At 38.7% G+C, this 20,607-nt stretch carries 22 protein-coding genes; 9 read left to right on the forward strand and 13 right to left on the reverse strand.

The genetic code is table 11. The annotated features are described in order from the left end of the window. Positions 1 to 159: 159 nt before the first annotated feature. The 7 genes from ttcA to EAE93_RS08155 form a co-directional block, all read right to left on the reverse strand. Positions 160 to 1,089, reverse strand: a complete 930-nt coding sequence (ttcA, locus tag EAE93_RS08125) for a tRNA 2-thiocytidine(32) synthetase TtcA (protein WP_200883249.1) — start codon at positions 1,087 to 1,089, stop codon at positions 160 to 162. Between the two features lie 711 nt (positions 1,090 to 1,800). Beyond that, entirely contained in the window at positions 1,801 to 2,211 is a 411-nt protein-coding gene (locus EAE93_RS08130; RefSeq protein WP_214039465.1) for a hypothetical protein, read from the reverse strand. A 1,287-nt stretch (positions 2,212 to 3,498) separates the two neighbouring features. Beyond that, positions 3,499 to 3,918: a hypothetical protein gene (locus EAE93_RS08135; RefSeq protein ID WP_214039466.1), complete on the reverse strand. Its 420-nt coding sequence runs from the start codon at positions 3,916 to 3,918 to the stop codon at positions 3,499 to 3,501. 29 nt (positions 3,919 to 3,947) lie between these two features. Then, on the reverse strand, positions 3,948 to 4,355 hold the full coding sequence (locus tag EAE93_RS08140) for a hypothetical protein (protein WP_214039467.1): 408 nt from the start codon (positions 4,353 to 4,355) through the stop codon (positions 3,948 to 3,950). 29 nt (positions 4,356 to 4,384) lie between these two features. Continuing rightward, complete coding sequence (locus EAE93_RS08145) at positions 4,385 to 4,651, reverse strand: hypothetical protein (protein WP_250150935.1); 267 nt, start codon at positions 4,649 to 4,651, stop codon at positions 4,385 to 4,387. Between the two features lie 92 nt (positions 4,652 to 4,743). After that, a complete protein-coding gene (locus tag EAE93_RS08150; protein ID WP_214039468.1) occupies positions 4,744 to 5,148 on the reverse strand; it encodes a hypothetical protein in 405 nt (134 codons plus the stop codon). Between the two features lie 2 nt (positions 5,149 to 5,150). Then, positions 5,151 to 6,152: a hypothetical protein gene (locus EAE93_RS08155; RefSeq protein ID WP_214039469.1), complete on the reverse strand. Its 1,002-nt coding sequence runs from the start codon at positions 6,150 to 6,152 to the stop codon at positions 5,151 to 5,153. A 380-nt stretch (positions 6,153 to 6,532) separates the two neighbouring features. On the opposite strand from EAE93_RS08155, the gene EAE93_RS08160 reads away from it, so the two are divergent. The 3 genes from EAE93_RS08160 to EAE93_RS08170 all read left to right on the forward strand — a co-directional run bounded on the left by EAE93_RS08160 (position 6,533) and on the right by EAE93_RS08170 (position 8,318). After that, positions 6,533 to 7,012 (forward strand): Hcp family type VI secretion system effector, encoded by a 480-nt coding sequence (locus tag EAE93_RS08160; protein ID WP_036805511.1) that lies wholly within the window; start codon positions 6,533 to 6,535, stop codon positions 7,010 to 7,012. A 602-nt stretch (positions 7,013 to 7,614) separates the two neighbouring features. Continuing rightward, positions 7,615 to 7,947 carry a DMT family transporter gene (locus tag EAE93_RS08165; protein ID WP_036780782.1) on the forward strand — a complete coding sequence of 111 codons (333 nt, stop codon included), beginning with the start codon at positions 7,615 to 7,617 and terminating at the stop codon, positions 7,945 to 7,947. Between the two features lie 53 nt (positions 7,948 to 8,000). Further along, positions 8,001 to 8,318, forward strand: coding sequence for a putative hemolysin (locus EAE93_RS08170; RefSeq protein WP_214039470.1), 318 nt, complete (start codon positions 8,001 to 8,003; stop codon positions 8,316 to 8,318). A 119-nt stretch (positions 8,319 to 8,437) separates the two neighbouring features. Here EAE93_RS08170 and dsbB read toward each other — a convergent pair whose 3' ends face one another. Both dsbB and nhaB read right to left on the reverse strand, forming a co-directional pair. Continuing rightward, positions 8,438 to 8,947, reverse strand: a complete 510-nt coding sequence (dsbB, locus tag EAE93_RS08175; RefSeq protein ID WP_040153989.1) for a disulfide bond formation protein DsbB — start codon at positions 8,945 to 8,947, stop codon at positions 8,438 to 8,440. Between the two features lie 178 nt (positions 8,948 to 9,125). Further along, positions 9,126 to 10,673, reverse strand: a complete 1,548-nt coding sequence (gene nhaB, locus EAE93_RS08180; RefSeq protein WP_214039471.1) for a sodium/proton antiporter NhaB — start codon at positions 10,671 to 10,673, stop codon at positions 9,126 to 9,128. Positions 10,674 to 10,895: 222 nt separating this feature from the next. On the opposite strand from nhaB, the gene fadR reads away from it, so the two are divergent. From fadR to EAE93_RS08200, 4 genes are all read left to right on the forward strand, one after another. After that, complete coding sequence (fadR, locus tag EAE93_RS08185) at positions 10,896 to 11,624, forward strand: fatty acid metabolism transcriptional regulator FadR (protein WP_036780790.1); 729 nt, start codon at positions 10,896 to 10,898, stop codon at positions 11,622 to 11,624. 512 nt (positions 11,625 to 12,136) lie between these two features. After that, on the forward strand, positions 12,137 to 13,447 hold the full coding sequence (locus tag EAE93_RS08190) for a D-amino acid dehydrogenase (protein WP_214039472.1): 1,311 nt from the start codon (positions 12,137 to 12,139) through the stop codon (positions 13,445 to 13,447). Positions 13,448 to 13,453: 6 nt separating this feature from the next. Then, entirely contained in the window at positions 13,454 to 14,536 is a 1,083-nt protein-coding gene (gene alr / locus EAE93_RS08195) for an alanine racemase (RefSeq protein ID WP_214039473.1), read from the forward strand. 262 nt (positions 14,537 to 14,798) lie between these two features. Next, entirely contained in the window at positions 14,799 to 15,551 is a 753-nt protein-coding gene (locus tag EAE93_RS08200; RefSeq protein WP_214039474.1) for a MipA/OmpV family protein, read from the forward strand. 80 nt (positions 15,552 to 15,631) lie between these two features. Here EAE93_RS08200 and EAE93_RS08205 read toward each other — a convergent pair whose 3' ends face one another. Beyond that, a complete protein-coding gene (locus tag EAE93_RS08205; protein WP_110087401.1) occupies positions 15,632 to 16,510 on the reverse strand; it encodes a D-hexose-6-phosphate mutarotase in 879 nt (292 codons plus the stop codon). A 115-nt stretch (positions 16,511 to 16,625) separates the two neighbouring features. Then, on the reverse strand, positions 16,626 to 17,621 hold the full coding sequence (gene gapA / locus EAE93_RS08210) for a glyceraldehyde-3-phosphate dehydrogenase (RefSeq protein ID WP_105398769.1): 996 nt from the start codon (positions 17,619 to 17,621) through the stop codon (positions 16,626 to 16,628). Between the two features lie 467 nt (positions 17,622 to 18,088). Here gapA and msrB point away from each other — a divergent pair, with 467 nt between their 5' ends. Beyond that, positions 18,089 to 18,499, forward strand: a complete 411-nt coding sequence (gene msrB, locus EAE93_RS08215) for a peptide-methionine (R)-S-oxide reductase MsrB (RefSeq protein WP_040154000.1) — start codon at positions 18,089 to 18,091, stop codon at positions 18,497 to 18,499. An 83-nt stretch (positions 18,500 to 18,582) separates the two neighbouring features. After that, on the forward strand, positions 18,583 to 18,852 hold the full coding sequence (locus EAE93_RS08220; protein ID WP_036780796.1) for a YeaC family protein: 270 nt from the start codon (positions 18,583 to 18,585) through the stop codon (positions 18,850 to 18,852). Between the two features lie 56 nt (positions 18,853 to 18,908). Here the strand turns inward: EAE93_RS08220 and pncA are convergent, their stop codons facing one another. Continuing rightward, on the reverse strand, positions 18,909 to 19,547 hold the full coding sequence (gene pncA / locus EAE93_RS08225) for a bifunctional nicotinamidase/pyrazinamidase (protein WP_036780797.1): 639 nt from the start codon (positions 19,545 to 19,547) through the stop codon (positions 18,909 to 18,911). A gap of 12 nt (positions 19,548 to 19,559) precedes the next feature. Then, complete coding sequence (gene ansA / locus EAE93_RS08230) at positions 19,560 to 20,579, reverse strand: asparaginase (protein WP_036780798.1); 1,020 nt, start codon at positions 20,577 to 20,579, stop codon at positions 19,560 to 19,562. Positions 20,580 to 20,607: the final 28 nt, after the last annotated feature.

Consider the following 20,607-nt stretch of genomic DNA (forward strand, 5'->3'; position numbering starts at 1 on the left):
GCCGATGTTAATTTCTAATGTCGGCTTTTTTTTATTTTTCATTTTCGTGGAGGAAAATAAATAAAAATCAAGGCGAAAGAGCAGAAGAAATTAGCGCTCTGAAATATATCCAGAGCGGTATGATTAAGATCCTGCTATTGGGATAGGCAGTAAGAATAGCTATTTGACTTCAATCACATCCAATCGTTCTGATTGATAATCGGATTGATCTTCTATATCACTGACGAGTTGTATGGGTAATTCTTCGCGGTCAAAGGCGAGATCGCCACCATCAATCACTTCGCTGCCGTGAGTGATATTTTTAAAATCGAATAGATTAAAATCGCTGAGATGCGATGGAACGACATTTTGTACCGCACGAAACATGGTTTCAATTCTGCCGGGATAACGCTTATCCCATTCCCGTAACATATCCTTGATAACCTGACGTTGCAGATTGGGTTGTGAACCACAGAGATTACAAGGAATGATCGGGAATGCTTTAGCGGTCGCATAGCGTTCAATATCTTTCTCGCGGCAATAAGCGAGAGGGCGAATAACAACATGTTTACCATCATCGCTCATCAATTTTGGCGGCATACCTTTTAGTTTGCCGCCATAAAACATGTTGAGAAATAAGGTTTGCAAAATATCATCACGGTGATGGCCTAATGCAATTTTCGTGGCGCCCAACTCAGTGGCTGTACGATATAAGATGCCACGGCGCAGGCGGGAGCAGAGAGAACAAGTTGTTTTACCTTCGGGTATCTTCTCTTTCACTATGCCATAAGTATTTTCTTCGACAATTTTATATTCGACACCCAGTTCATCCAGATAAGCGGGAAGGATATGCTCAGGAAAACCGGGTTGTTTCTGATCCAGATTAACTGCAACAAGTGAGAAATTAACCGGAGCGCTTTTTTGCAGATTTTGCAGGATGGACAGCAGGGTATAGCTGTCTTTACCACCAGAAAGGCAGACCATAATGCGATCGCCTTCCTCAATCATATTGAAATCAGCGATTGCCTGACCGACATCACGGCGTAAACGTTTCTGTAATTTGTTCAGGTTATATTGTTGTTTCTGATCCACCACGGACGCTCTGTAAATAATGTTTAAATGGGATTTAGGCGGTGGAGTATACCATTTTTGTTACCTTAACACCTTAAAGAGTTTGTGATAGATTCCGCTCGTTTTTACCTGTTAATGCGGATGAATTGACAGTTTTTTCTGTATGGGAGATGAGGATTGCCTATATTCTAGATGCTAAACGTCATTAAACCTTCACTATTGTTAATGATAGCGGATGCTAACACGTGAAAAACTGGAACTGACATTTGATGTTTATTGAGCTTCTTAAATAGATTTAACACAATGAATAATGTTTTTGAATTAAGATTATTATTGTTGATATTAGAGAAAATGCTCCACCTATATAAGTGGTAATGATATATATTTTTATCCAATGAGTTAAGCTGGAGGGTGGATTTTTAATAAAGTAATAAAATTCTTGGTGCATATATTTACTATCAGGCTGATTTGTCTTCATTCTTTTTTCGATTAACAGCATGTAGAATAACAAAATGACGTAAATCTGATCACGCATCCTTCCGAAGCGTTTTATTATTATGCCTATTGGTAAATAAAACCCTTCTTCTATATATAATTCAATAATTTGATCCATATTTTTCTGATTTATTTTGCAAATGGCTATTGATATAATAATAAAAATAGTGAATGAAATATATGAAATAAATAAGATGATATATGTGACTCTGTTCATATTAATATTCAATTGAATGTTGAATATAAATTTATAGTCTATTTGATGTATTTGAAATATAAAACAAATATCATTCCGATAGAGAAAGATAATATACTGATGGAGGTGGTTAAAATATAGGGCTTTAACCACCTTGTCATATTTTTCGGTAATCTCTGGATAAAGTCGTAGGACTCTTTATACATATATTTACTATCCTTTTCATTGATTCTTATTCTCTTTCCAATGAGTAATTGGTAAAAAAACATAGCAACTTGAAATTGACCATAAACACCCAAAAAACGGCCCAGCTTTACTCCTGCTGATAAATAAAGTCCTTTTCCTATATATAATTCAATAATTTCATCCATCTTACTCTGATTTATTTTGTAAATAATGATTGATACAACTAAAAAAACAATAAATAAAATATAAAGGATAGTCATAATGATAAGAGTTAATCTGTTCATGTTAATTTCCTATTTGTGTTTTAATCAATAGGGTGTGTTTTATGTATTCGTTATATACTTGTATAACAAGAGAAGCAGACAGCTTAAGATGAATAAAAATATAGAGGCAGAGAATAAGTAATAATAGATAATCATTATTGATGCAAGTTTTTTAGGTATACTCTTTGCGAACTCATATGCTTCTTGTGGGATGGAATTACCTATAAAAGCACGAGATATTATAGTCTTTCTTCTAGTTATTATCTGGTAGAGGAAACATGATAGATAATAACTCCCATAGAAGCCAGAAAACGATATTACATATATAATTTGTGGTATAAAAAAACCATTTTGTATATATTTTCCTCTGATTTCTATGAAGGATTTTTTATTTATTCCATAAAAAACGAATAAAGATAGTAACAAAAACATACTAACTAAAAATAAAGAAATCATGATAAATTTAACTGTATTAATTAAGATGTTCATGTTATTCATTCACTATTTTATCAATTAAAAAATCTCCTGCTGTGCTTCCGGCAACTCCACCTACTACACTACAGACAGCTACGCATATCCATTTAGCACGATGAATAATATTTTTGAATTAATATTATTATTGTTAATATGAGAGCAAATGCTACACCTATATAAGTGATAATGATGCATGTTTTCATCCAATGCGTTAAACTGGAGGGTAGATTTTGAATAAAGTAATAAGATTCTTGGTGCATGTATTTACTATCAGGCTGATTTATCTTCATTTTTTTTCCAGTTAACAGCATGTAGAAGAACAAAACGACGTGAATCTGATCACGCATCCTTCCGAAGCGTTGTATTATTATGCCTGTTGGTAAATAAAGTCCTTCTTCTATATATAATTCAATAATTTTATCCATCTTTTTTTGGTTTATTTTGTAAATGGCTATTGATATAACCAAAAATAAAAGAGATAAGAAAAAACATATGGTCATTACCAAATCCAATATGCACATATTTAATTTCCTATAAAAAAATCTACAGTAAATTCCGCAGCTTTCTCAAATCCATAGTTATCTATAGTCTTCCTGGCTACGTGTTCTTCTAAAAAAGTCTTAATTAAAAAACGGTAAGATATATTTATCATATGTAAGAAATACTATTCCAATAGCGAAAGATAATAAACTGATTAAGAGATAATAACAACAAGAGGAATTATTCTGTGCATATTCATCTCCAAAAAATACTCAATAGCAGATTTACCCATTACATTCTCCATTTTTATTCTTAATGTGATCTCCAAATTTTAGTGCGTATTTTGAGTTGAATTCAGTTAAAAATATAAGAGTATTTATGACATAAAGCCGTTACTGTTGATATAAAGAAGGATATAAAACTTATATTAATGGTGATGAAATATATTTTTATCCAGTGGGTCAAATTGGAGGGTAAGTTTTGAATGAAATCATAGGATTCTTGGGGCATATATTTACTACCAGGCTCATTTATCCTTATTCTTTTCCCTGTTAATAACTTATAGAAAAATACGGCAGGATGAATCTGACCATGAATACCCATAGAATGACCAATGTATGCTGCTGATGATAAGCAAAAACCTTTTTCCATATATAATTCAATAATTTTATCCATCTTTTTTTGATTTATTTTGTAAATAGATGCTGATATAATGAAAAAAACAATAAAAGAAGAGCAAGAAATAAGTAAAATGATAAAAGTGATTCTATTCATATTAAAATCCTATTGAACATTTAGTATGGTTAAGCGTATTTTTCAAACAGGTATATTGCCATTGATATAGACAAGGATACAAGGCTTATATTGATAGTGATGAAATATATTTTTATCCAGTGGGTTAAATTGGAGGGTAAATTTTGAATGAAATCATAAGATTCTTGGGGCATATATTTACTACCAGGCTCATTTATTCTTATTCTTTTTCCTGTCAATAACTTATAGAAAAATACGGCAGGATGAATTTGACCACGAATACCCATAGAATGACCAATGTATGCTGCTGCTGATAAGCAAAAGCCTTTTTCCATATATAATTCAATAATTTTATCCATCTTTTTTTGATTTATTTTATAAATAGCTATAGATATAATGAGAAAAAGATTGAAGGAGATAAAAGAAATAATCAAGATGATAAAAGTGATTATATTCATATTAAAATCCTATTGAATGTCCAGTATAGTTAAGAATATTCTCTAAATAGAAATGACTTCATTGTTATGAAGAAAAATGCACCACTTATATTAAAGGTGATGAAATATATTTTTATCCAGTGAGTTAATCTGGAGGGTAGGTTTTGAATAAAGTTATAAGATTCTTGGTACATGTATTTACTATCCTTTTCATTGATTCTCATTCTTTTCCCGGTGAGCTGCATATAGAAAAACATTGCAACCTGATACTGACTATAAATGCCCAAAAAACGGCCCATTTTTGCTCCTGCTAACATATAAAGTCCAGCCTCTGTATATAATTCAATGATTTTATTGATGTTGCGCTGATTTATCTTGTAAATAGCTACTGATATTAGGTTTAGCACGATTAATAATACTTTTGAATTAAGATTATTATTGTTGATATGAGAAAAAATGCTGTACCTATATAAGTGATAATGGTACATATTTTCATCCAATGCGTTAAACTGGAGGGTAGATTTTGAATAAAGTTATAAGATTCTTGGTGCATATATTTACTATCAGGCTGATTTATCTTCATTTTTTTTCCAGTTAACAGTCTGTAGAAGAACAAAACGACGTGAATCTGATCACGCATCCTTCCGAAGCGTTGTATTATTATTCCTGTTGGTAAATAAAGTCCTTCTTCTATATATAATTCAATAATTTTATCCATCTTTTTTTGATTTATTTTATAAATGGCTATTGATATAATCAAAAATAAAAGAGATAAGAAAAGACATATTGTCATTATCAAATCCAATATGCTCATAATTAATTTCCTATAAACAAATCTACAACGAATTCAGCAGCCTTTTCGCCACTTTTACTGCCGATATAACCACCTGCTAAGCCACCCCCTGCAATGCAAATTCCAGCAACTAGTCCCCCAGTTGCAGCACCAAGAGCAACACATGCTGTGCCTGCTGCAATTCCGCCGTAATATCCTCCCAAAAAGCCTAGGCTTGTCCGACCGGAAAATTTACTATATTCTTTGATAGCCACTTCTTCACATTGTCCTGTTTGTCCATAATTACAGGCATCAATAACCTGCCCGGTGGTATCGATAAAATCTAGACCAATAGCAACTCGGCCACCATATTTCATCCATTTAACCATTTTAGCACTGCGGGTGATTATATGACTATATCCCTTTATCGCGCCAATCCCTGCTTTATCCCATTGGTGAGCAATGGCTTTGGTTGATAACTTTAACGCATGTTTTAAATTAGGATGTTGGTCGATTTTCAAAGAGAGTCTGCTAAATTTATTTAATAATCCCTTTAAGTTACCCATAATCAACTGTCTTTCTATATAAAACTCGTGACTGATAAATTTTCGGTTTAGCCCATTTAACCGATATTCTTTTTCATAAAGCTTCTGTAACTTTGACAGATTTTTTTTGATTTGGGAGAAATAAGTGTCACCCATTGATGATGCGGTGCCAACTAAGGTTCCTCCTTGATCCAGTACATAGTGAAACAGACCAAAATGACGATGCAAAAATGCTGCGGATTCACCAGGCAGAGCTGAAACGGATTGGTTGACTTCATACTGAGATTGTTTCAATAGCTGTATGAGATGTGGGGGATTATAAGAGTCTGGATCTGCCACCAGCAAGATTTGCCCCGGTTTCAGGAGTCGGTAATTTGAATTTAATTCCATAAAATAGCGGGCCGCTTCGCTATTTGAATGGCTGAATAACAGACTTGCTTGAAAGCTCAATCCTCCGGGTTGCTGTACAACACAGAAACCGGGTTGTATGTTTCTTTTCATATACCCTAATTTGTTCCGCTAGTGGCTTTTAACATGCTGACTCAACGTTAGATAACATCACTTAATCAGATAATCGGATTATCTTCAACATATAGTAAACGGGTCTATAATCTCTACAGAGTGAGAATTCATAGGGGGTTAGGTGATGGATAAATTCAATCTGATGTTGTCCGTTGATATTGATTAATTTACGGTTTTTTCTATACTAAAGGATAGTAATAGTGTAAGAAGTTCGTTTGTATATTTTGCCTGACTACAAGCCCTCAATATTTACATTTATATAAGATAACTAACGATTCATTACAATTCTCTTCTTGAAATCAAAGGAAAATAATTCAGAATGCGAACTCGAACATAAGGTAAACTAAGTAGGTAAAGCTATGGCAAATATGATTTATGTGACGATAAAAGGTGAATCTCAGGGGCTTATTTCTCAAGGATGTTCAACTTTGGATTCTATTGGTAATCGGTATCAGAATGGACATGAAAATCAAATTATGGTGTTGCAATTCAATCATGGTCTGACTGTCGCTCAACATGTCAATTACCAGCCGGTAAACTTCATTAAACTATTAGATAAATCTTCCCCATTGTTAATGATAGCGGCAGCTAATCGTGAAAAACTGGAATTGACATTTGATATTTATCGGACTTCTCAAATAGGTTCACAGGAACTTTTTTATTCCATTTTGCTCACTGGAGCAAAAATTTGCGATTTAAATGTTAATTATCCGCATGTTATTAATGATAATAACGGCCAGCCGGAGGAAGTTGTTTCAGTTCAGTATGTTAATATTACTTGTCGACATCATATGGCGGGAACATCAGGATATTGTATCTGGGATGAGATGGTTTATTGATAAATGCAGCTTATACGCTTAGTTTTCATTTAATAGCTAAGCGTATTTTTAATAGTAAATACATTGCCATTGATATCAAGAATAATATAAGGCTTATATTAATGGTGATGAAATATGTTATTGTCCAGTGAATTGCTGTACGATACAGGAACTGGGTTGAATGTTTCTTTTCTTTGCTTCGGTAGTCGTTTTTAACATGTTGACTCAACGTTAGGTAACATAACTTTCTTATCGTTTCATCACCACCATTGCTTAATAAAATGATAAGATTATTTTTAGTTTATAAATGTACACGTTTTTAATTCTACCGCGCTATGTTTTCTTAGCAATCCTAAAGGGTGTCGTGCGAATGATTCTGATCTAAATCTCAAAGCTGGAACCTATCGTTAGCGCTTTTCCATATTCTCTGTAAAATCTCTCCAGCGATTTTCCTGCCTGAGCGGTGCCTCTTAAGCGGGGAGTAAATAAGGCTTGAATTGGATTTAAGGAACGAAATATATCAATTTTGTTACGTTACACCTTAAAGGGTTTGTGATAAATTCAATCCGTTTTTGTCTATTAATATTGGTCGATTTGTTATTTCTACTATAGAGAGTAAGGATATGAATGGATTTGCATATTTAGCAATGGCAATTGTTGCCGAAGTTATCGCAACGGCTTCATTAAAAGCCTCCGATGGGTTTAGTAAATTATTCCCCTCTATACTGGTCATTGTTGGATACGGCATTGCTTTCTGGGGGTTATCCCAGGTGGTTAAAGTGGTGCCATTAGGAATTGCTTACGCCATATGGTCTGGCTTGGGTATTGTGCTGGTTTCTGTTGCCGCGATATTCTTATATCAGCAGAAGCTGGATTGGGCGGCTATTTTAGGTATGTCTCTTATTGTCGCCGGTGTCATGGTAATAAACCTACTTTCTAACACCAGTGCGCATTAATGAACAATTAACGGTGCTTCTGTTTTCCCTGAATCGTTTTCTGGAGAAGAGATATGTTAAACGTCAGTAATAAGAAAGGATGCCAGACAGTCTTATTAGGAGTATTCCTTAGTATTGCTCTATTAACGGGTTGTAGTAGCCAGGCAGGGAAAACATCTATCCAATATCAGAGGATACAATACTCTCAACCGGGAAATTTTCAATCGGAAGTTGCTCTTAGAGATAATGCCAGAGCAATCTGTTCTTATGCAGGGGGTATACCGGCGTTAGCAATACAATTAAATGGTGCGCAAATACCTGTTTGCCAGTTGGCGAATGGTAAGCGTTGTGATGAAAGGGCGTTATTGCAAGGTTCTTGTGCATCAATTTGAGGCAATTGAGATGAGCAGAAACATGCCGTTGGAATATCCGATTATAGGCTGCCTTGGGCATGATTCTGTGAGTATATTTGATTCATCAGACAATCATTTTCAACTATCTAAGTTGGAAATTATTTACGGCCAAAAAATTGGCTAATTAATACTAATGCAGCAACAATCAAATAAGCCGCAAAAATACCGACCAGCCATTGCGGCATCTCTAATGTCAGGAATTGCCACTGTCTTACTGAGCAATCACCTGTAGCTTCGAATACAGAAGGCAGCCATTGATTTAACGCCAGCCATGAAGGGAAGTTGACGAAGAAATCACAGGTATTAAATGGCGAAGGGTGCAACAGCATCATAGTATGTTCCCATGCGAGTCGCAGGCCGCTCCAGGCACTGTAGATCCACAAAACAATAGCCAGCCAGCGTAACGGCGTTTTTGGCGCGATCATACCCAATACTCCGGCGCCTAACACACCAAACAGAGCAACCCGCTCATAAATACACATCACGCAGGGCTGTAATTTCATCATATGTTGAAAATATAATGCCGAGCTTTCCAGTATCAGGGCAGTCAAGGTCATTAACAGCCATGCGCTTCGTCCTTGAGAACAGTGGTTTAAAAATCGCATCATTTCCGTTTTTCCATGCAGATTAAGATAAACAATTGAACGCTTATTTTGCCGATTTACAGGTAACAAAAAAAGTCAATTAGGGTAAATTTGGTTTTTTCGGAGAAAAAACTAAAACCGTATTGCGTGTAGTCACTGTGCAATACGGCTTTGATTATGTTACGAAATAAATTGTTGCTGATTATGGCAAGGCAATTAAGCCCCATTGAACCATCATGTCAGTGACCGGAATTAATAGAAATTCTACGCACAGCAAACCGACCAAAGTCATCACGATAGTGTAGGGTAATGCCATCATCACCATACGACCGTAAGATAAACGAATTAACGGCGATAATGCCGAAGTCAACAGGAACAGAAATGCCGCTTGCCCGTTCGGTGTGGCAACGGAAGGTAGGTTAGTGCCGGTATTAATGGCGACAGCCAGATATTCAAATTGTTTATGTGAAATTAGCCCCTCTTGTAGAGCTGCTCTTGCTTCATTGATATAAACCGTACCGACAAACACGTTATCTGATACTGATGAAAGCAGGCCGTTAAACAGGTAGAACAGGGAAAGTTGAGAAGTTTCAGAAACTTGTAATACGAACTGAATAAATGGCGTAAACAGTTGCTGGTCAACGATGACCGCAACGATAGAAAAGAATACAGTCAGTAATGCTGTGAATGGCAGCGCCTCTTCAAATGCTTTACCCAGTGCATGTTCTTCGGTAATACCACAGAACGACGTGGTTAGAATAATGACTGAAAGGCCGATCAGGCCAACTTCTGCCAGATGAAATGCCAGCGCGACAATGAGCCATATACCAATCAGCGCTTGAGCAATAAGTTGCGCTTTTTCTTTAGGTGTTCGTTTTGCGCTAGTTTTTTTATCATAATCTTCCAATACTTGTCGGACGCGTTCTGGCAATTCTGCGCCATAACCGAACAGCTTAAAGTGTTCGACCAGAAAGCAGACTAACAGCCCGCAAATAAAGACAGGCAAGGTAACCGGAGCCATGCGAATAAAGAAGGTGACAAAATCCCAATTAACGTTTTTGGCGATAATCAGATTTTGCGGTTCTCCTACCATCGTCATCACGCCGCCGAGGGCAGTACCTAAACCGGCATGCATCATCAGACTGCGCAAAAAAGCACGAAATTGTTCAAGCGTTTGTTTCTTTTTTGCTGTGTCAATGTGATCGTCATGTTTGGAATTAATGACATCATGTTGATCGGTAATAAAGTTGTTGTAGATGGAATAGAAGCCAAGGGAGACACTAATAACCACGGCAATAACTGTCAGCGCATCAAGAAATGCCGACAGAAATGCACTAGCCAGGCAGAATGCCAAGGCAAGCATGCGCTTGGATTTTATGGAGAGCAGGAGTTTAGTGAAAGCGAATAATAGTAATTGCTTCATAAAGTAAATTCCTGCCACCATAAATATCAGCAACAGTACGACTTCCAAATTATTAGCAATTTCATGACCCACTTGTTGAGGCGAGGTCATGCCGATGATAACTGCTTCAATTGCCAATAAGCCACCTGGTTGTAACGGGTAACATTTAAGTGCCATTGCTAACGTAAAGATGAATTCAATAACAAGCAGCCAGCCTGCGACAAATGGGTTAATAAAGAAAAATATCAATGGGTTGGTGATGAGAAAGGTGATGATAGCTAGCTTATACCAATCTGGCGAGTTGCCGAGAAAGTTTTTTACCGCTGTTTTTAGGATACTGGTTTCCATTGCAATTAAAGTTCCTCTAAATTCGTAAGATCGTGTTCTTTAAACAATAGTACGCTTTAATACAGAATATTTTAAGGGAAATGAGTCATAGTTAAGCATGAGTACGCTTTTTTTCATGACCGCCTTTACGCTTTCTAGACTACATAGCTATATTGAAGTTGCGTATTCTGATATAATTTCATCTATTATTAGTTGAAAAAATCACGTTGGAATAACAAAAATATGGTCATTAAGGCTCAAAGTCCCGCAGGTTTTGCGGAAGAGTATATTATTGAGAGTATATGGAACGGCCGTTTTCCTCCTGGCTCTATTCTTCCAGCAGAACGTGAATTATCTGAGTTAATTGGTGTGACAAGGACTACCCTGCGTGAAGTATTGCAGCGTTTGGCACGCGATGGTTGGTTAACTATTCAGCATGGCAAACCAACAAAAGTGAATAACTTTTGGGAAACATCGGGTCTTAATATTTTAGAGACTCTGGCCCGTCTTGATCACGATCGTGTTCCTGAGTTGATTGATAACCTACTGGCGGTAAGAACGAATATTGCAGCGATATTTATTCGCACGGCTTTTAGGCATAATCCGGGTAAATCATTGGAAGTATTGGCAGAAAAAGAGAACGTGGAAGATAATTCAGAGTCATTTAGCTCGCTGGATTATGATATTTTCCGTGGTTTGGCTTTTGCTTCCGGTAATCCAATTTATGGCCTGATTATCAACGGCTTGAAAGGGCTGTATACCCGTGTAGGGCGTTATTATTTCTCTAATCCTGAAGCGCGTAAATTGGCGCTGAATTTTTATCAGCAACTGGTGATATTATGCCGCGATAAATCCTACGATAAAGTCATGGAATGTGTTCGTAACTATGGTAAAGAGAGTGGTGTCATTTGGCATAGTATGCAAAGTACAATGCCAAGTGATTTATCTGAATTGTCGCTGATATCCCGTTAGTATTTTTACTTAATCTCAGGCTTTATCCAATCTATTAGTTTCAAATCAAAATTATTTTGAGTTGGCCCGGTGCAGCATGCTCTGTACCGGGAGTTTTGTTTTTTTCTCACTCAATTTCAAGCCAATCGTTAATGTCTCTATTTTAGAGTATTATTCTAAATATTCGGTTTTTATTTGAATTTTTATTTCGATTAATTGATGGTTATTGGTATCTTGTGGTTGTTTAATTGATTCGTTTTTTTCGCCGAAAAACTCAGAATAATGACTTGATATGAAATAATTATCATGCGATTCATATGGTAATTATTATCTTAATTTTATGATTTTAATATTAATTTTTATAATTTGGTTATGTATAAATCACAAATAAGACTGTTGCATAAATGTAATCTAATTGTGACCTAAATCATAAATGTAGATTATTGACGTGACCGATGATTGTTCTATATTGGTTTTTTATAAACAGCATATTATGCTTGCCTAAAATTTTAAATCATCGTCTGGGGGCTATGATGAAAATCCTTGTTTTAGGTAGTGGTGTTATTGGTGTAACCAGTGCCTGGTATTTGGTACAGCAAGGTCATGAAGTCACTGTCATTGATCGCCAGGGAAGTGCTGCTGAGGAAACCAGCGCGGCTAATGCCGGGCAGATCTCGCCGGGATACGCGACCCCGTGGGGAGCGCCGGGTATTCCATTGAAAGCCGTTAAATGGATGTTTCAACGCCATGCTCCATTGGCTATTCGTCCTGATGGATCGTTGTTTCAATTACGCTGGATGTGGCAGATGTTGCGTAATTGCGATGCCGGTCACTATGCGGTAAATAAGAGCCGGATGGTGCGATTGGCAGAGTATAGCCGTGATTGTATCAAACAGTTGAGGGCAGATACCGGTATTCAATATGAAGGGCGTCAGGGGGGTACGCTTCAGTTATTCCGTACGAATAAGCAGTTTGATAACGCCGTGAATGACATAGCCGTTCTTGAACAGGAAGGTGTTCCTTACAATTTATTAACGGCGGATAAACTGGCGACAGTAGAGCCAGCGTTAGCGCATGTCGCTCACAAGTTGGCGGGGGGCTTGCAATTACCGAACGACGAAACGGGGGATTGTCAGCTTTTTACCAAAGAGTTGGCAAAAATGGCAGAAGCGGCAGGGGTAACGTTTCTGTTTAATAAACAGGTCAAACAGTTATTGGTGGAAGGGCGGCGGATTACCGGCGTTCAATGCGAAGATGACGTTATGACAGCAGACAGCTATGTTGTTGCGATGGGTGCTTATTCCACTGAATTGTTAAAAGATTTTGTCAAAATCCCCGTATATCCACTGAAAGGTTATTCATTAACGATGCCTATTGTCGATGCAGAACGGGCTCCGGTATCTACTGCATTGGATGAAACATACAAAATTGCGATTACCCGGTTTGATAACCGTATTCGTGTGGGCGGAATGGCAGAAGTTGTAGGCTTCAATCGGGATCTACTTAAAGCACGCTATGAAACACTGAAAATGGTGGTGCAAGACCTTTATCCTGGCGGAGGCGATATTACTCAGACCCGTTTTTGGACGGGATTGCGCCCAATGACGCCAGATGGTACCCCAATTGTTGGTCCGACTGAATATCACAATCTCTACCTAAATACAGGGCATGGTACATTGGGATGGACAATGGCATGTGGTTCCAGTCAATTACTGGCTGATATTATTTCGGGTAAAAAGCCCGCCATTGCATCTGATGATTTATCAGTATTTCGTTATGTTAATGGTTTTAATACAAAATTGGCACCATTTAGCCACCAATTACACACTGAACTAAGAGGCTAATAGAATATGCCACGTCCGATTTCGGCAACGATTCATCTTGATGCATTGGGAAATAATCTGGCGATTATTCGTAATAAGATCGGTAATAGTAAAATCTGGGCTGTCGTTAAAGCAAATGCTTATGGGCATGGTTTGAATTGCATATGGCAGTATCTCGATCAGGCTGATGGATTTGCTTTACTTGATTTTAATGAGGCGATTTTATTACGGGAGCGGGGGTGGCAGGGGCCAATCTTGCTATTGGAAGGATTTTTTAAACCCGAAGATTTGTCGATAATTGATGAATATCGGCTAATAACAGTAGTGCATAGTCATTGGCAACTGAAAGCAATAGAGATGGCCAATTTAAGTAAACCAATCGATATTTATCTCAAACTCAATAGCGGTATGAATCGATTGGGGTTTCCTGCGGATCAATATAGAGCGGTTTTGTTATCGGCAAAGCGTATCCGGCAAATTGGGCAAATAACATTAATGTCACATTTTGCGAATGCGGATAAGGATAATAAGGAGATTAGCGTTGCTGAACAACTTAATGTTATTAATTCGGTTAGTCATGGATTGGATATTTCTCAATGCCTGGCTAATTCAGCCGCTTCTTTGTGGTATCCACAAACTCATCGAGATTGGGTACGTCCCGGTATTGTGTTGTATGGCGCTTCACCGAGTGGAAAGTGGAAAGATATTGCCGATATTGGATTGAAAGCAGTGATGAGCCTGCAAAGTGAAATTATTGCCATTCAGAATCTCAAAGCAGGAGACAAAATTGGTTATGGTAGTGAATATACAGCACCGGGTCCTATGCGAGTTGGTACAGTTGCCTGTGGCTATGCTGATGGTTATCCCCGTCGTGCAATGACGGAGATGCCGATTATTGTCGATGGTGTTAGGACCAAAGTATTAGGTACAGTATCAATGGATATGTTGTCGGTGGATTTAACGCCTTGTCCGCAGGCCCAAATTGGTAGTTCTGTTGAATTATGGGGGCAAAATTTGCCGGTGGATGATGTGGCCGAGATTTCCGGGACGATTGGCTATGAATTATTGTGTGCATTGGCAAATCGGGTCCCGGTATCTTTATGTCATTAAATACCATGTCGTTAAATACCAGACAGTGTGTCAAATAGTAGTTAGCGACGGGTATTATTACAGGAAATAAGTTACCGCTTTCGTCAAATTAATATATTTTTGTTTTGTACAATCTATCTATTCTCGCCAGAAAAATTGGATGGGCAGTAAACATATTGTGCTCTTTAAGAAAAATAGGACATTATTACTTGAAAATGAGGGAAATGATCTCTTACACTTGATATAGCTAATCGCATAATTGTTTTAAAGGAAATAGTTAATCATGATCAACAAAGCTAAAATTTTAGCCACAGTCGTCACTTTTTGTCTGTCTTCATCTTTAGCTTATGCAGGGCAGTGGTCAATTGGCGCTTCTGTTTTGGCTGAGGCATCACCTTATAAGGGTGTGAAGAATAAAGATAAAGTGTTGTTTGTTCCAATGGTTAATTATGAAAGTGACAATTTCTATTTTCATACTTTGGCCGCCGGGTACTATTTGTGGAATCAACCAAAAGATCAGTTATCTTTAGATGTCTATTACTATCCTCAAAATTTCCGCCCAAAAGATAGTGAAGATAAGCAGATGAAAAAGCTGGATCGTCGTGATGATACTATGATGGGCGGTTTTAGCTATCGTCATATTGAAGATTGGGGTACGTTGCGTAGCTCTTTTGCCGCGGATACGTTGAGTAAAAGTAAAGGTATAAGGATTGACCTGGCTTATTTGTACGAATTTAAAAGTGATGATTGGTCATTACAACCAGGGGTAGGTGTGGTTTGGAATAGTAAAAAACAAAATCGTTATGAATATGGTATTGAAGGTAATGAATCGCGCCGTAGCGGACTAGAAAAATATACGCCAGATGATAGTTGGACTCCCTATGTGGAATTATCTGCCAATTATAAATTTAACCAAGAATGGTCTGCGTTTATGATGGGACGTGTTGAGCGTTTACCGAGTGAAATTAAGGATAGTCCGATGGTTAATAAGTCATATTCAAGTATTGTTTGGACAGGTGTTACATATAGTTTTTAATTACTCACTGCGATAATATTGGATAGAGACTGAATTCATGGGATAGTATTCAGTCTTTTTAATGTGAATGAGTGAGATATTTACTGGTAATCTTTCCGGCAACGGATTAGAACCGAAATATGGGCTGGACTATCATCTTGAGAGATTAATGGTTTATTGATACGAGCTGTTTCTACACAAACCATATTCTTATAACCTTCATTGCACATATCTTTCATTCCGTTTGATAGTTGGGCGCCGGGATTCCAGCATACAACATCACTGTGATGATAATGGTGAATTTCAATGGTTCGTTTCAGCGATTTATCCCTTATCAGATTAAAATCTTCTGGCTCGGTATAAATATGATCAGTACGACCGTTGAAAATAAGATCCTCTGTTGTTGTGTATTGCTCTTTATCGGCAACCGTATCAATAAAATGTTTACCTAAGCCACTGACTGAAATTTGATTAATATCGCCAATATTCAGATAAGTGTGTAGGGCACAGGTTGCTTGATAATCACCATAGGTTTCCAATTCCATTTCACAGGTTTCACACAGTTTGAATCGGGCAATCAAAGTAAAATCATAAGGCCACAATTTATGGGTATATTCATTGTCTCTCAGCGTGAAAGTGAGTATGACACCATTTTCATGTTCATTATGTGCGCTAAATTCCCAGGGAAGAATTCTGGCAAAACCGTGACTTGGCGCTCTTGAGGAACCAAACCAAGGCCAACAAATAGGGATACCGCCGCGGATAGCAGTACCTGCTGCAAATATGGTTTTTCTGCTTAACCACAATCCCGGTTCCTCACCACTGGGTTGCCAGGCGATGAGATGTGCTCCTTGCAGACTGATTGCGCCACGAACCTTAGGATGATCGACGACTATCAGTGGGAAGCCATCTATATTTCGTTGACTAATCGCTGGAGAAATTTGTTCTGCAACCGGTAATGAAAAGATTCTATCGTTCATCCGTATAACCTTGTGAATCAAAGTTGGGCGATGGCATGGCCCAAGAATAACGCATGTTGTATACAGATTGAAACAAAAGAGCTGCCGGGGAAGGGCAGCTCTTTTCAGGCCTCAGTTATTTGGCGATGTGAGCAATCAGATCCAGAACTTTGTTAGAGTAACCGGTTTCGTTGTCATACCAGGAAACCAGTTTCACAAAGTTGTCGTTCAGAGCGATACCTGCTTTGGCGTCAAATACAGAAGTCAGTTTTTCGCCATTGAAATCGTTGGATACGACGTCATCTTCGGTGTAACCCAGAACGCCTTTCAGTTCACCTTCCGCAGCATCTTTGATGGCATCACAGATTTGTTGATAAGTGGCTGGTTTTTCCAGACGCACAGTCAGGTCAACAACCGATACGTTAGGAGTAGGCACGCGGAAAGCCATGCCAGTCAGTTTACCGTTCAGTTCAGGGATAACTTTACCCACCGCTTTAGCCGCACCGGTAGATGATGGGATGATATTTTGAGCAGCGCCACGACCACCACGCCAATCTTTCGCAGAAGGACCGTCAACGGTTTTCTGAGTTGCCGTTGTTGCGTGAACAGTGGTCATCAGACCTTCAACAATGCCGAATTCATCATTGATAACTTTAGCCAGCGGGGCCAGACAGTTAGTGGTACAGGAAGCATTAGAAACAATGTCCTGGCCTGCGTAAGTTTTGTGGTTAACACCCATAACAAACATAGGCGTGTCATCTTTGGACGGGCCGGTCAGAACAACTTTTTTCGCACCAGCGGCAATGTGCTTACGTGCGGTTTCGTCAGTCAGGAAGATACCTGTTGCTTCTGCAACAACATCAACACCCACTTCATTCCATTTCAGGTTAGCTGGGTCTCTTTCTGCTGTAACGCGGATAGTTTTGCCGTTAACAATCAGGTGGCCGTCTTTTACTTCAACAGTGCCGTTGAAGCGACCGTGGGTTGAATCGTATTTCAGCATGTAAGCCATGTATTCGGCGTCCAGCAAATCGTTGATTGCAACGATTTCGATGTCTGAGCGTTCTTGTGCGGCACGGAAAACAATACGGCCAATACGACCAAAACCGTTGATACCTACTTTGATAGTCATAGTGTTCCACCAGCTATTTTTTAGTGAATTAAAAATTATTACTAAAGTTACCAAAACCTTGCCAGCCGTCAAGCGGAATCGTGTCAATAGCTGAAAAACATTAGCTTTGAGTTCACCATTTAGGCGCTTGCTATCGGGTACTGGCAATTGAGCCGCCATCATTATCAAGGCACAGACAGATATTGAAAGTTAATTGGTTAGATATGCGAGTCACATCACAAATAGTAGGATATACCCGTTATCTTTCAAGTTGCCTCTTTGTTGGCTGCACTCACTCACCCCGGTCACATAGTTATCTATGCTCCCGGGGATTCGCTCCCTTGCCGTCGCGATGCATCTTGAAATCCATAGGGTATAGACAGATTCTGTTAACCACTTAAAATAAATTCCACTGATGTGATGTTAATTTTTTGTTATTATTAATCAATTTTATTGAGAACATGAGTCTTATTATTAAGGTGGTCGTTATGGCTAAGAATCCTGATGTTTCCCTTTGTAAAGAACTTACTGATATTCAGCGTCATGTAACCCAGAATGCCGGGACAGAGCCGCCATTTTCAGGGAAATTACTACATAATAAGAAAAGTGGCGTGTACCATTGTTTGTGCTGCGAGCAGCCGTTATTTATGTCCGATACTAAATTTGATTCTGGTTGTGGTTGGCCGAGCTTTTACCAGCCTGTTACTCAGGATGCGGTGAAGTATCTTGATGATAATAGTCACAATATGCATCGTATTGAGGTTCGTTGCGGTCATTGCAATGCTCATTTGGGGCATGTGTTCCCTGATGGCCCGCAACCGACAGGAGAACGTTTTTGCATCAACTCGGCTGCATTAAGCTTTACTGATGAAAATACAGGCGAAAAAACAGTAGGTTAATCGTTTTTATTATTGCGGACATAATCTTAATTTACGCAAAAAATCGTTTCAGCTAATTCTGGAAAATGAATGAGGAAATATCAATGGAACTGGATGATCTGTTATCTGTAATGACACCAGAAATATATCAACGCTTGGTTCAGGCGGTAGAACTAGGTAAATGGCAGGATGGCGTGCCTCTAACGGTAGAGCAGAAAGAGCATAGTTTGCAAATGATTATGCTATGGCAATCAAGGCATAACCATGATCCGCAACATATGACGATTGGTACTGACGGTCAGTTGGTGATGAAGAGTAAACAAGAACTGAAAGCGACCTTTCAGTCTGAAATGGTGGCAACATTCAAGCCATAATCTTTGGCGAGTTGAAAAGGCTGAGTGTGTAAACTCAGCCTGACCTTGGATTGATATCAGAGGAGAGCGTTTTCTAGTTGATCAAGTTCTATCAATATAGCGCCTTTCTCTTTTATCTCGTTAAATGCTGATTGGCTATCATTTGGGCTGAGGTTAACCCCCCGGCAACCATCAGTAATGACCCAAGTTTCATAACCTAATGCCAGCGCATCCAGCACAGTAAACTTCACGCAATAATCAGTCGCGATACCGATAATAAACAGGCGTTCAATTTGCTGTGCTTGCAACCAGTCATCAAGCCGGGTTTTACTCAGATGGCCGTTGTCAAAGAAAGCGCTGTAGCTATCGATCTGTGGATTTTCACCTTTATGGAAAATTTCGAGAATGGCTTGCTTGTTTAGCTGTGGATGGAAATCAGCGCCTGGCTGCCCCTGAACACAGTGTACCGGCCACCATACTTGTGGAATACCGTTTAATATACCGATATCACCGATCTGTTGCCCGGAATTTACTGCGAAGCTCATATGTTCAGCCGGATGCCAGTCTTGAGTGGCAATAATGCTGATATTGTGTTTCAGACAAATATCAATTGCCTGATTTGCCGCAACAATGACTTGTTCACTCTCTTCTACGGCTAAAGCGCCGCCGGTACAGAAGTCGTTCTGTAGATCAATAAGTAATAGGGCTGTTTTCATCTTTTTCCTTGATTATTTATCAGGATAACTTAATTCACCACGTAAATTTTGTTGCATTAAATAACGAATTTTTTCATTGCTATAGGGTTGACTGAGTAAATAGTGCAACTTGGTTAAAGTTGCTTCAAAAGTCATATCGTAGCCGCTGATTACCCCTGCTTCCGCCAGAGCATGGCCTGTTGCATAACCTTCCATATTTACTCGGCCAGAAATGCATTGAGTCAAATTAACAACCACGATCCCTCTCTCTGTTGCCTGTTTTAGCTCTTTCAGTAGTTCAGGGTGCTGAGGTGCGTTTCCGACGCCATACGAGCGCAGGATGAGAGCCTTAACCGGCTGCATTAAAATATTATTCACAACCTGACTGGAAAGGCCAGGGTAAATGGTGATTACGCCAATTGGCTGAGGGGTAATCCGATGAGTAATAAACTCGCCATGACTGGCAGGGGCAGAACAAGCATTGAAAGTTTTGATGTTAATACCGGCTTCCATTAATGGAGAACAGTTTGGTGAGGCAAAAGCATCGAAACCGTCGGCATGTGCTTTGACGGTCCGATTCCCACGAAACAGTTTATTATTGAAAAACAGGCTGACTTCGTTAACCGGGTAATTAGCGGCAAGGTAAAGCGCGTTCAATAAGTTTGTCTGCCCATCAGAGCGCAGTGCTTCCAGTGGGATTTGCGACCCTGTGACAATGACTGGCTTACCCAGATTCTCAAACATAAAGGAGAGGGCCGATGCCGTAAATGCCATTGTATCCGTACCATGCAGGATCACGAACCCATCATAATCATGGTAATTTTCTCGGATATCATCAGCGATAAACTGCCAGTCTTCTGGGGTCATATCAGAAGAATCGATCAGTGGTTGATGTTCACGGATGGTGAATGTCGGCATTTCCGGTCGATGGAATTCGGGCATCTTTGTTAATTGACGCTGTAAGTGCCCGGAAACGGGAATGTATCCCTGAGATGAGTGTTGCATCCCAATAGTTCCGCCAGTATAGACGACATAAATAGACTTCTTCTGCATGACTGTACCTCATAAAAAGATCAGCTGG

The organism is Photorhabdus akhurstii (assembly GCF_018448925.1).
GTDB lineage: Bacteria > Pseudomonadota > Gammaproteobacteria > Enterobacterales > Enterobacteriaceae > Photorhabdus > Photorhabdus akhurstii.